This window comes from Shouchella phoenicis, from assembly GCF_047238345.1.
GTDB lineage: Bacteria > Bacillota > Bacilli > Bacillales > Bacillaceae_D > Shouchella.
The window spans coordinates 3,101,709-3,114,220 of the sequence record NZ_JBDFMQ010000001.1 but is presented as its reverse complement, the minus strand read 5'-3'; the positions used below and the strand labels follow the sequence as shown (position 1 = coordinate 3,114,220).

Sequence of the window (12,512 nt, the reverse complement as noted above, 5' to 3'; positions counted from 1 at the left end):
GGTTATTAGAGAACAAAAGATGAATCGAGGAGTGACGACAGAATGGTTTTTGCAAATGACGTGTTACAGGACAAACATATCTTGGTAACAGGAGCTACTGGTGGTATTGGTGCAGCAACGGCTAAAACACTGACTAAACTAGGCGCTAACGTAACGGTTACTGGTCGAAACGAAGAGAAATTAAACGCACTACAAAAAGAATATCAAGACATCTTGATCGTTCCAGCAGATTTAAATGTAGAAGATGAGCGTAACCAACTCGTTGAAAAAGCCATCAAGAAACATGGTCCGATTTTTGGACTGGTGAACTCAGCTGGGATGAGCGGTGGAGCGATTGTGGAAGAGTTGGACGAAGAGACGATGACAAGCATCATGCATACAAACTTTACCTCTCTTATTCTTTTAACCCAGAAAGTCTATCAATCGATGAAACAAGAGCAAGAAGGAGCGGTTGTGAATGTATCGTCGCTGTCTGGTTTAAGAGGAACCTATGGAAATTCTGCTTATGCAGGTAGTAAATTTGCCTTAATTGGGTTTACGCAATCATTTGCGCTAGAAGCGATTGAAAATCAAGTACGCGTCAATGCTGTTTGTCCAGGTTTTGTTAATACAGAGATGGGCAAAGGTGCAATTGAGCGAAAAGCGAAGCAAAACGGCCGTTCTTATGAGGAACAATTAAATGAAGTTGAACAAAACTTGCCGTCTGGTCGAATTACAGAACCTGAAGAAGTAGCCAACACGATTATTTATCTCTTAACCGATGCAGCCAAAAATATCGTAGGGGAGTCTGTTAAAATTTCTGGCGGAAGCGTCATGCGCTAGGCTTGTTTTTTGCTAGGAGAACGATGGACGTCCTTCTTGCACAAAGTTTGTCGTTCATCTATGATAGTAGAAAGAGAATAAAAGACCACTAGGGGTGCCATTTTGGCTGAGAGAGGCAGTAGACCTTAACCCTTATCACCTGATCTAGTTTGAACTAGCGTAGGGAAGTGTATGCTAGCTCGTCCATCAATGACGTGAAGCCACTTTCCTAATCAAAGAAAGTGGTTTTTTAAATGAAGCTTAAAGGAGCGATTTTATGTCATTTACGCAACGAATTCGTCAACACGCGGATGCTGTATGGACGGCTAGCCATAACCATCCTTTCGTCCAAGGAATTGGTCACGGTACATTGCCGAAAGAAGCGTTTCAACATTGGTTGAAACAAGATTATAAGTATTTAATTGAGTATGCGAAAGTCATGGCGATGGGCACGGTGCTCGCCCCTGATCTAAAGACCATGTCCGGTTTTGCTGCCGCATTAGATGAAACGCTGAATACGGAAATGGAACTACACCGTTCATATGCTGAGCGACTGGGCGTTAGTCGCGAGGAGCTAGAAGCTACCGTTCCTGGACCTGTTACGTTAGCATATAGCAGTGCGATGCTAGCGGAAGCGCAAAAAGGATCGTTAGCAGAACTGATTGCTTCCATTTTACCTTGTGCGTGGAATTATTACGAAATTGGCCTTGAGTTGGCAAAAATTCCAGGCGCCTTAGATCATGAATATTACGGAGAATGGGTACGCATGTATTCTTCAGATGAATTTGGTCAAATTGCAGACTGGCTTATTGAGACACTAGATGCCCTTGCTGATTCTAAGTCAGAAGAAGAGCTTAATCGCTTAGAAGCAATCTTTATGAATACGAGCCGTTATGAATATATGTTTTGGGATATGGCGTATAAACAAGAGAGTTGGCCCGTTGAATAAGGAGATAAAAAACCGTCCCTACATTATGGGACGGCTTTTTCGTGTAGAGAGATACGTGGCGATGTTCGTTTCGCTTTGGCTTCTTTTGGCTGTTTTTTTCCTAGGAACCACGGGTGTTTATTGAAGAAATAAATAAACGGAATTGTCAAAGCAAGCGTTAAGCCTGTAAATAATAACGTCCAAGGAAGAGTATTCGCGGTGTCGAGATTGACACCGAGTCCATAATGCATAGCGGCTCGAACTGTATTCAGAATAGGCATATGCACAAGCAAGATGACAATTGAATTTGATCCTAAGAATAATAGGCCTTTTGAGTGCTGTACCTTTTGGATAAACAATAGAAATGCAATCATTCCTAGTAGTGCAGCTGGGTAAAACACGTATGGTTCACCAAGTATATTCCCGCGCATATCAATTCGCTCATTAACAGATTGAATGAGGTACATAAGCGTGAACAGGGCAGTGGATAGTGGGATTACCACTTTCCAAGAAAAAGTTTTCCACAAATGTTTTGTTAAAAAACCAAGTCCGTAGAAGACAACTGCTGACAACGCAACGAACCCATTCCAAGGTAATGCAAAGGTAAAGAAAGTTGAAGCATAGCCCAAGCCTGCTGCGGTTAGTAGAAATAACCCAATCCATTTGCCACGACTTACGCGATAATAGAAAAAGAATAAAAGTTCGACTAAAAATAAACATGTTAGAAACCAAATGGCCGGATTGTAGGTTAATTGATAATTCTCAGGTGTTGAAAGAAAGATCCCTGCGAAAGGATTTAAAGGGTCTACATTTTCGCCAGGTGTAAACGACAAATGACGAAAGATGAGAAACCACGTGAGATAGGTCATGGCAGAGAAAAGAAAATAAGGTAACAACAGTCCCCTCGCCTTTTTCTTTATAAATGTCACTGGTGATTGGTTACTCGGTTTAAATACGGCCCCGGATAAATAAAAGAATAATGGCATGTGAAATGCGAACAAAAATGCTTTTAATTCGGGGTTCATCGGTGCGTGACTCATTACAACCAAGATGATCCCGAGCCCTTTTGCCGCATCGATCCAATGAATCCGTTTGTCCATTTTCGTACACCGCCTTTACGTCGTCTCTTGTGTTGTAAAAGCTAGTATACGTGAAAAAAGACTAGTGAGAAGGGATTCAAAGAACTTTACACAGACCTTTATGAACATGCGGTTAGTTCACCGCGCTTTGCCGTTATTTTTGAAGAGTATTACGAAAAAAGACACTCATTTGTTATCTTTGTAATCTTATTCTCCTCTTGTTTTCCGCAAATAAATTTGTGAGAAATCTCCTTTTTTCCGAAAAAAACTAGCACTTGATCCGGTATAGCGTTTAAATACTTTATGAAAATAATTCACGTCAAGGAAGCCGACTTCACACGAAATGTCTTTGATAGGGCGACTTGTATGAATTAACATTGCGCACGCTTTCCGAATGCGAAGTTCGCGAACAAATTCCATCGGCGTAGCGCCTGTTTGTTTCTTAAATAATCGTGTTAGGCTATAGCGTGACACCCCGATTTGTTCAGCAACATCATCTAACGAAATCTGCTTATGAAAATTTGATTCGATGTAAGCGAACGCTTGTTGATAATAATAAGAGTCGCCTTTTGGTGTGTTTGTGTGTAGTGTCCGAAAACATTCGAGTAAAAATTGATAGCCATGTGCTGCGGCTTGGTAAGGATCTCGAAGTCGATCGGCTTTCGTTTCATTGTAAATAGAAAAAAGCGATCGAATTAAATAGGAGTCTGGAGATAGCTCGACAATAGGTCCTGTTTCTTTCGTTAAGCGTGTTGAGATATCTTCTACAGTTGGTCCTTGTAAGGCAATATAAATAAACTCCCACGGTTCTGTCGCATCTTTTGGATAATAGTAGCGATGATTACCAGGAACGGAAATAATAAATGCTTCATGCTGATTAATCGTATAGGTTTGATTATTGATTTCTAATATGCCTTTTCCTGAAATTGTGTATTGGAAAATTAACGTGTTATGATCCACAAGCCTAGTCCGACCATCCCAATAGTAAGAGGGGTCTGTTCTTACTTCCCAACCAATGTTCCATAAGCTAAGCAAGCCGGTTTCAGGTAAAAACTGAAACGTGAACGAATGCGAACCTCTAATAAAGGACGATTTATCATCCAAAAGAACTACCTCCTTTGATGTGATTATGGTATAGACCGCAAAAAATTACCCTTATCCTTAAAAATATTCCAGAATCGATTCGTTTCTCGCTGATTTATAATAAAAGTATGAAGAAGTTTTAGAGATAAGGGCAAACGTTTTCTCTGTTTTTTCAATAGTACAACTTGTAAACGTTTTCAATCAATCGGGGGAGTGAAAAAAATGAAAAAAATCTTTGGTATTGGCTTCGTATCAGCGGTAGCGATGTCTGTAATGGCAGGTTGTAGCTCTGGTTCTTCAGGCACAGGTGGCGATGGGGACGTCGTGCAGCTTTCGTTTTCAGCTTGGGGGAATCCAGCAGAGTTAGACGTATATAATCGAGCGGTCGATGCGTTTAACGAGATGCAAGACGACATTGAAGTAACGTTAACTGGTTTACCAAACGATAGCTATTTTCAGACTTTAACAACCCGTTTACAAGGTGGTCAGGCGCCTGATGTGTTTTATGTGGGGGCAGAGAATATTTCGACCTTGATGGCGAATGGAACGATTGAACCGTTATCAGAATTTATGGAAACAGATGAATCCTTTGTAACGGAAGATGAGTTTACAGATGATATATGGGGAGCTTCACGAGACGAAGACGTCATCTATGGCTTGCCAGTTGACTGTAACCCATTCTTGCTCTATTACAATAAAGCACTCTTAGAGGAAAATGACATTACATCGCCACAAGAGTATTACGAAAATGGCGAGTGGAACTGGGATACCTTTGCGGAAGTGACAGGTCAGTTAAATGAAGCAGGGAACCATGGCTATATGCAGGAGAGCGGGCATGTGGCGATGATTAACTGGATTTGGACAAATGGCGGGCAGTTTGCAGACGCGGATTCAATTGTGGCGGATACTGATCCAAATACGAAAGAAGCATTTGAATTTGTAGATGAAATGGTCGATGAAGGCAACTTTACGTATGCTGGAACCATGCCTGAAGGGCAAGGCATAGAAGCCATGTTCATGTCAGGGCAAGTGGGCTTTGTCTCTGCAGGTCGCTGGTTAACGCCGATGTTTTTAAATTCAAGTCTTGAGTTTGACTACATCCCATTTCCATCAAATACAGGGGAACAACTTGAAACAGCAGCAATTGCCACTGCATACATGGCGGTGAATTCTAATTCAGATCACGTTGAGGAAGCGCAGAAATTTATTTCATACTACACGTCAACTGAAGGGCAAGAAGTGCGATTAGACGGTGAAGGAAATGCCGTTCCTTCTGTTGAGGGAATCGATGAGATTGTTCTGAATCAAGATCGCCCAGAACACGGGCAATACTTGCTGGACGCGCGTGGCGTTGGTCGAGTCATTGATTTAGAGTTTACTTCCCCAGGTCTAAATGAAGACTTGGAAGATATTTATGAGCTAATGATGCTTGGGGATATTGATGCAACGGACGCGTTAGAACAGTCCACAGCGAAAGCGAAAGAAGCGCTTGATTTAGACTAAATAGAGAATAAAAGTGGAGGAGAGTGATTCTCCTCCTTCTTTTAAAAGGAGGGGCCGTGTTGTTTACAAAACGAGAGAAATGGTGGGGATACGCGTTTATTGCACCACAAATGATTGGCATGATTCTCTTTTCTTTGCTCCCGCTCATGTTTGCCTTTGGAATCAGTTTCATGCAGTGGGATGGGTTCGGTGAACGGACGTTTGTTGGATTAGAAAATTATATTACTCAGTTTCAAGATAGCAATTTTCGTGCCGCTATGCGAAACACAACCATTTATTCATTAATCGTCATACCAGGTGGGATTGCAGCGGCTCTTCTGTCTGCACTTGCTCTAAATAAAGTAAAGGGCAAAGATTTCTATCGGATGTTTTTCTTTATGCCGGTTGTCACTAGCTCCGTTTCAATAGCGGTCATCTGGATGTGGCTCTTGAATGGAGATTTCGGCTTGATTAATCAAATGTTAGCGGCAGTAGGTATTGAAGGTCCAAACTGGTTAACCGATCGTCGCTTTGTTCTTCCTTCTATCGCGATGCTAAGTATTTGGTGGGGACTTGGGACGAATATGGTCATCTTCTTAGCTGGTTTACAAGGCATTTCCAGAAGCTACTATGAAGCAGCAGAAATCGATGGTGCGTCTGCTTGGCAAAAGTTTAAAAATATTACGATGCCGCTGCTATCACCAACAACGTTTTTTGTAGCCATCATGACGGTCATTGGTTCGTTCCAAGTGTTTGACCAAGCCTATGTGATGACGCAAGGGGGACCGGGAAACGCCAGTTACACACTCGTCCTCCACATTTTTGATGAAGCCTTTACGAGAAGCTCGTTTGGCACAAGTACATCCGCAGCAATGATTTTATTTGTCATCATTTTAATCTTTACGCTAATTCAGTTTACGGTTTCTAGAAAGTGGGTGCATTATGAAGACGGCGGCAGATAATACGCAACCAAACACGCAACCTCCTGTACAACATAAGAAGAAGCGTACGCTACGACCATCTCGCATTCTTCTCCATCTTGCGCTCATTATTGGTTCACTTGTAATGGCAGGGCCCTTTATCTGGATGGGACTGAGTAGTTTAAAATCATTTGAACAAATGTTTTCAGTTCCGCCGACGATTATTCCAGATCCCGTTATGTGGAGCAACTTCACAGACTCGTTAACGGCAATGCCGTTTGGTCGGGCGTATTGGAATAGCTTTTATATCTCAACGATTGTTGTGGTGAGCCAGATCATTACGTGTTCAATGGCGGCGTATGCGTTCGCGAAATTGAAATTTCCGGGATCGAAATTCCTGTTTATAGCCTTTCTTGCAACAATGATGGTACCGATGCAAGTAACGCTTATTCCTCTTTACTTAATCCTTGATAGCTTAGGATGGGTCAATACGCACCTATCAATTATTGTTCCAAACGCGCTGTTTAATGCCTTTGGTGTCTTTCTTCTTAGACAGTTTATGCTTGGTATTCCGAAAGAAATGGAAGAAGCTGCAGTGATGGACGGTGCAAATCCAGCTTTTATTTACTTGAGAATCATGTTGCCATTAATTAAGCCAGCACTTGCGGCGTTCGGGATTTTCTCTTTCATTGGAATATGGAATAACTTTATTCAGCCATTAACGTTCTTAAGTAGTACTGAACTCTTTACAGTGCCGCTCTTACTCGCAATGTTTAAAGGGCTTTACGTGACGCAGTGGCCATTATTGATGGCTGGGGCAACCATTTCGGTTGTACCTGTGCTCATTATTTATTTCTTTGCACAAAGACAAATTATTGAAGGTATTGCTCTTACAGGGGTAAAAGGATAGTGCAACCGATTGCAAAGCTTGTCGACTTAGTAAAGTCGATGAGCTTTTTTCTGTCACTTGATTTTTTAGAGGGAGTTGGCAATAGTAAGGAGAGTATGATTTGTTGGAGGAATAAAGAATGAACGAAAAAATTTTACTTGTTGATGATGATCAAACAATTCGTGCGTTCATGAAGAAAGATTTAAGCGAACATCACTATGATGTCCTAGAAGCCGGTGATGGAGTAGAAGCACTGGATGTGCTAGCGCAACAACCCATTGACTTAGCCATTGTCGATGTCATGATGCCAAACATGGATGGGTATGAATTGTGCGAAGAAATTCGCTCATTTTATGATATCCCTGTGTTAATGGTAACGGCTAAATCAGAGCTACAAGACAAGACAAAGGGATTTTTAGCTGGAACCGATGATTATGTCACAAAACCATTTGAACCAAAAGAGCTGTTATTTCGGATTCGGGCTTTGCTCAGACGGTACCAAAAAGAACAACAAGAAGCGATACAAGTAGGGAATGTCATCATTGATACGTCAAGTTATGAAATTCGTCTTCATCAATCGGTGCTGATGCTGCCGCTAAAGGAATTTGAACTGCTTCATTATTTAGCAGCACATCCTAGCCGAACGTTTACCCGTGAACAAATGATTGAGCGCGTTTGGGGAATTGATTTTGATGGAGACGAACGAACGGTTGATGTGCATATCAAGCGATTGCGAAGTCGGTTTAAAGAAAAAAATGCGGGCTTTACGATTCAAACGGTAAGAAGTGTTGGCTATAAACTGGAGGTGCATTCTTGAGATCCCTTTATGTGCGTGTCGTGCTAACAATCATTGGCGTGATGGCTTTGAGCAGCTTATTTTCGTTCGTATTAACAAATGTATACTATCAACTCTATCTTAAACCAGAAAACAGTGAACGAATAACGGAAGTGGCAGAAGAAGTGCAACGCTTTCTAGAAGAGAACCTGACGTCTGATGAACAATATCTGAATCATATTGGACAACTTGGCTATCAGATGGCGTTGTTTGTTGATGGTGAGGAGCCTCAATTTTATGGTGGTTCGTTTCGAGATGAACAATTACCTACATCCGATGTTCAGCGTGTGATGTTAGGGCAAACGTACAACGGAGTTGGGGAAACGTCTGGGCAATTGTTTGTAACAGGTTTTTTTAATAATGAATTAAGAAATACAGTCGGTGTTCCAGTCCTATTCGAAGATGATATGGCTGCGCTTTTTCTTCGTCCAAATGTGGAACAGCAATTAGGAGAATTTCGCTCATTTTTAGCTGTTTTAGTTGTATTTATTCTGTTGTTTAGTGTATTAGTCGTATTTGTATCAACACGATACCTTGTTGCGCCCATAGAGCAATTAACAAGGGCAACAAAGAAAATGGAGCAGGCAGAATTCGAATTGGAATTGCCGACAAAACGGAAAGATGAGATAGGCCAATTAGCGAATCATTTTTCCTCAATGGCCCAAACAATTGAACGTCAGGAACGTCTTAGACGAGAATTTGTTGCAAATGTATCGCATGAGATTCAATCCCCTTTAACGACAATTCAAGGAATGACCCACGCGTTAAAACATGAGGAGCGCACAGATCTTGAGCGGAAGCAATATGTTGAACAGATTGAATTGGAAAGTAAGCGATTATCAAGTTTAAGTAGGCAGCTTTTGACGTTAGCTTCTCTTGAACATGGAGAACTAAATAGGAATCAGTGCCGTGTGGCCGAGCAGTGGATGGATATTGTTCGTACCCATGCTTTTAGGTGGCGAGAGAAAGAGTTATTTGTTCAAACAGACTTCGCTGAATCGCTTATCGTAGAGGGGGATGAACAGCTGCTTTACCAAGTGTGGTTAAATCTGTTTACGAATGCGGTGAAATTTTCAAAACCTGAAGGGACCATTCGTATCAATGGTTACCAAGAAGACCAAGATGTAATCGTCAAGGTTGAAGATAATGGAGAAGGCATTTCACCAGAGGCGCTTCCTAAGATTTTTGAACGATTTTATAAAGAGGATCAGTCAAGAACGAGTAAAAAAGAAAGCAATGGGCTCGGATTAGCCATTGTCCATGAAATTGTCACACGACATGGGGGGATGATTGATGTGACAAGTGAGAAAGGTGTTGGAACAACATTCATTGTGCGCTTACCACGTAAAAAGGTATAGACGTGTTCATGTTCCATTCATAATGGCGCAGTAAGGTAAGCATATCAAACAAAGAAAGAAGTGATGATATGTTTTTAGCGATAAAAGAACTGATGTATGCACGGCTCCGTTATGCCCTCGTTGCCCTAATCATGTTCTTGCTTTCCTTTTTAGTCTTGTTTGTATCAGGTCTAGCACAAGGACTTGCTGCTGATAATGCAGCAGGTATTATGAATATGAATACAGATTCCTTTGTAGTGGACGAAGAAGCCGATTACCAATTAACCCGTTCACTTATAGAAAAAACGGACCAAGAAACTATTGAAGCATTTAGTGAAGATGCTGAAAAACTTGGCATCCATATGGCTCAAATTGAAGATGGTGAAGAGGCGTTAGCAGATATTGCGTTCATGTCTTTTTCTCAAGACAGCGTTTGGTTTCCTGACGTTGTAGAAGGTGAACAACCAAAAGAAACTGGGGAACTCATTGCGGATAAATCACTTAAAGAAGAAGGGTTCGACGTTGGTTCAACTGTCATTGACTCTGGTAGTGACATGACATTTGTAATAACAGGATTCTCAGAAAACCAACGTTTTGGTCATTCGCCTATTTTACATGTTTCGGAAGAGGATTGGATTGAAATGGGAAGGAGCGATGCGTTCACAGTGAGTGCCTATATCTTACCGACAACGTCCGGTGAGGAAGCGGAAGATTTAACGAGACAGCTAGAATCAGCTGAAGTCGTTACGCATGACGATGTCCTATCTGGTATTCCTGGCTATAGTGCGGAACAAGGGTCGCTCACCATGATGATTGTGTTTCTCTTTATTATCTCGGCATTTGTGTTAGCTGCGTTTTTCTATGTCATTACCATTCAAAAATTGACGCAGTTTGGAATTTTAAAAGCCATTGGAGCGAAATCAAGCCAACTCGCAACGGCCGTCTTTCTTCAGGTCATTGTTCTATCCTTTATAAGTGTTGGTCTAGGCATAAGCGTAACATTACTTGTAGGAAGTCTTTTACCGCAAGGTTTGCCATTTCACTTAGATGTTGAATTAATTGGATTGCTTGCCTTGTTGTTCTTTGGTGTTGCCATGATCGGATCTCTTCTGTCAATTGTAAAAGTGATGAAGATCGATCCGTTAAAAGCGATTGGAGGAGGACAAGAATGAGTACAATGATAGAATTTAATGGCATTACACGATCGTTTGGTGAAGGCGAGGGGAAAGTGGATGTATTAAAAGACATCTCTTTAGAGGTAAAGGCTGGTGAGTTGATCTGTATAACCGGTCCATCAGGTTCTGGGAAAAGTACAATGCTTTCCATTGCTGGTGCCCTTCTTTCTCCAAGTAGTGGGGAGATGGCGATAAATGGTCGCTCTCTCACGAAGCTTAGTGAGAAAGAACGAAGCCATGTGAGGTTGACTCAAATTGGGTTTATATTCCAATCTGCACACCTCATTCCTTTTTTAAAAGTAGAAGACCAATTATTGTATGTAGCCAAACTAGCAAAAATGGATAAAGCTGAAGCGAAAAAACGAGCTCGCTCTCTTCTTGACGGTTTAGGATTAAGTCATCGTTTGAAGCAATATCCGATACAGTTATCCGGCGGAGAAAAACAACGTGTGGCAATTGCACGGGCATGGATGAATGACCCAGCGTTTATTCTAGCAGATGAACCGACAGCTAGCCTTGATGCAAAGCGAGCAGAAGAAATTGTACAAACCCTTTCATCTGAAGTAAAGGAAAAGGGGAAAGCAGCTATTATGATTACCCACGACCAACGCATGTTTGATCATTGTGATCGGGTCATCCATTTAGAAGATGGGCGGATAAGAGAGACGAGCTGAAGTTGCTCGTCTTTTTTATCCCTCACTCTTGCCCCAATGCAGGTAGCAAATCGTCTAGTGGTAGAGATCGTTGCTGGCCATCTCGGTCTTGCAACGTTACTTGTTGTTGGTCGATCTCTTCCTTTCCAATGATAATTCGATAGGGTGTTTTATTCATGCGTGATGCACGGATTTTGGCACCAAACGATTGATTTTTTACGTTTAACCGTGCTCGAATGCCTTTTTCCTTCAAACGTGTTAAGACCATTGCTCCATATTCATGTTGTGATTCATGAATGGGTAAGATCTCGACTTGTACAGGTGCAAGCCAGAATGGAAACCGTCCTTCATAATGCTCAATTAGAATCGCCATAAATCGCTCAACAGAACCGTAAATCGCACGATGAATGAGAATAGGGTGTTTGAGTTGTTGTTGATTATTGCTAAAGAGACAGTCAAACTTCTCCGGCATTTGGAAATCTAATTGAATCGTTCCACATTGCCAACTTCGACTTCTCGAATCCGTAATATGAAAGTCGATTTTGGGGCCATAAAAAGCACCATCGCCTTCATTAATGACGTACGAAATCCTTTGTTTCTCTAAAACGTTTTTGAGAACAGCTTCCGCGTGATCCCACTGATTCGCGTCTCCCATCGCTTTCTCAGGCTTAGTAGATAGCTCAACACGGTAGTCAAAACCAAATGTTTTATACACTTGATGAACAAGGTCGAGAATACGAATGAGTTCCGCTTCGATTTGATCTTTATGAACGAAGATATGCGCATCGTCTTGTGTAATGGAGCGAACACGCAGCAAGCCGTTTAAAGACCCCGATTTTTCATAGCGATGCACGTGACCAAGCTCAGCATAACGAATGGGTAGGTCGCTATAACTTCTTCGTTTTTGGTTATAAATAAGCAATGCGCCAGGACAACTCATAGGTTTAATCGCATATGCTTGGCCATCAACTTCAGAAAAATACATATTGTCTTTATAATGAGCCCAATGCCCTGACTGTTCCCATAAATGTTGCTTCAATAACAGGGGTGTTTTGACCTCTTCGTACCCATTTTTAGCGTGAAGGTCTTTCCAAAATTGCTCCAATTCGTTGCGGATCACCATACCATTTGGTAAGAAGAAGGGCATCCCAGGAGCTTCTTCTACTGTGACAAATAGATCCATTTCTTTTGCGATATCTTGATGTGATTTGTGTGAATTCATGTTTGTTCCTCCTTATGATTCTAAATAAAAAAGACCACACCATCCCCTATAGAACAGGGACGATGTGGTCATGGTTCCACCCTCAATTAATTGCGCATGCAATTGTCT

At 41.6% G+C, this 12,512-nt stretch carries 12 protein-coding genes and 1 riboswitch; of the genes, 9 read left to right on the top strand and 3 right to left on the bottom strand.

The genetic code is table 11. From position 1 onward, the window contains the following. Positions 1–42 precede the first annotated feature (42 nt). The gene (locus ABC361_RS16675; RefSeq protein WP_413074979.1) at positions 43–822 is read left to right on the top strand and encodes an SDR family NAD(P)-dependent oxidoreductase; all 780 of its coding nucleotides are present in this window, start codon (positions 43–45) and stop codon (positions 820–822) included. Positions 823–902: 80 nt separating this feature from the next. Further along, a riboswitch (TPP riboswitch) is annotated at positions 903–1,005 on the top strand. A gap of 73 nt (positions 1,006–1,078) precedes the next feature. Then, positions 1,079–1,750, top strand: coding sequence for a thiaminase II (gene tenA, locus ABC361_RS16670; protein WP_413074978.1), 672 nt, complete (start codon positions 1,079–1,081; stop codon positions 1,748–1,750). A 23-nt stretch (positions 1,751–1,773) separates the two neighbouring features. Here tenA and ABC361_RS16665 read toward each other — a convergent pair whose 3' ends face one another. Together ABC361_RS16665 and ABC361_RS16660 are read right to left on the bottom strand one after the other, a co-directional pair. Beyond that, the gene (locus ABC361_RS16665; protein ID WP_413074977.1) at positions 1,774–2,829 is read right to left on the bottom strand and encodes an acyltransferase family protein; all 1,056 of its coding nucleotides are present in this window, start codon (positions 2,827–2,829) and stop codon (positions 1,774–1,776) included. A 186-nt stretch (positions 2,830–3,015) separates the two neighbouring features. After that, positions 3,016–3,912 (bottom strand): AraC family transcriptional regulator, encoded by an 897-nt coding sequence (locus ABC361_RS16660; protein WP_413074976.1) that lies wholly within the window; start codon positions 3,910–3,912, stop codon positions 3,016–3,018. A gap of 201 nt (positions 3,913–4,113) precedes the next feature. Here ABC361_RS16660 and ABC361_RS16655 point away from each other — a divergent pair, with 201 nt between their 5' ends. From ABC361_RS16655 to ABC361_RS16625, 7 genes are all read left to right on the top strand, one after another. Further along, a complete protein-coding gene (locus ABC361_RS16655) occupies positions 4,114–5,394 on the top strand; it encodes an ABC transporter substrate-binding protein (protein ID WP_413074975.1) in 1,281 nt (426 codons plus the stop codon). Positions 5,395–5,453: 59 nt separating this feature from the next. Further along, a complete protein-coding gene (locus tag ABC361_RS16650; protein ID WP_413074974.1) occupies positions 5,454–6,335 on the top strand; it encodes a carbohydrate ABC transporter permease in 882 nt (293 codons plus the stop codon). Continuing rightward, positions 6,316–7,203, top strand: a complete 888-nt coding sequence (locus ABC361_RS16645) for a carbohydrate ABC transporter permease (protein ID WP_413074973.1) — start codon at positions 6,316–6,318, stop codon at positions 7,201–7,203. The genes ABC361_RS16650 and ABC361_RS16645 overlap by 20 nt, the downstream gene beginning before the upstream one ends. A 118-nt stretch (positions 7,204–7,321) precedes the next feature. Further along, positions 7,322–7,999, top strand: coding sequence for a response regulator transcription factor (locus ABC361_RS16640; protein WP_413074972.1), 678 nt, complete (start codon positions 7,322–7,324; stop codon positions 7,997–7,999). Beyond that, the gene (locus tag ABC361_RS16635) at positions 7,996–9,375 is read left to right on the top strand and encodes a sensor histidine kinase (RefSeq protein ID WP_413074971.1); all 1,380 of its coding nucleotides are present in this window, start codon (positions 7,996–7,998) and stop codon (positions 9,373–9,375) included. The genes ABC361_RS16640 and ABC361_RS16635 overlap by 4 nt, the downstream gene beginning before the upstream one ends. Before the next feature lie 68 nt (positions 9,376–9,443). Next, entirely contained in the window at positions 9,444–10,526 is a 1,083-nt protein-coding gene (locus tag ABC361_RS16630) for an ABC transporter permease (protein ID WP_413074970.1), read from the top strand. Next, positions 10,523–11,203, top strand: a complete 681-nt coding sequence (locus tag ABC361_RS16625; protein WP_413074969.1) for an ABC transporter ATP-binding protein — start codon at positions 10,523–10,525, stop codon at positions 11,201–11,203. The genes ABC361_RS16630 and ABC361_RS16625 overlap by 4 nt, the downstream gene beginning before the upstream one ends. Before the next feature lie 22 nt (positions 11,204–11,225). Here the strand turns inward: ABC361_RS16625 and thrS are convergent, their stop codons facing one another. After that, a complete protein-coding gene (gene thrS, locus ABC361_RS16620; protein ID WP_413074968.1) occupies positions 11,226–12,404 on the bottom strand; it encodes a threonine--tRNA ligase in 1,179 nt (392 codons plus the stop codon). Between the last annotated feature and the right edge of the window lie 108 nt (positions 12,405–12,512).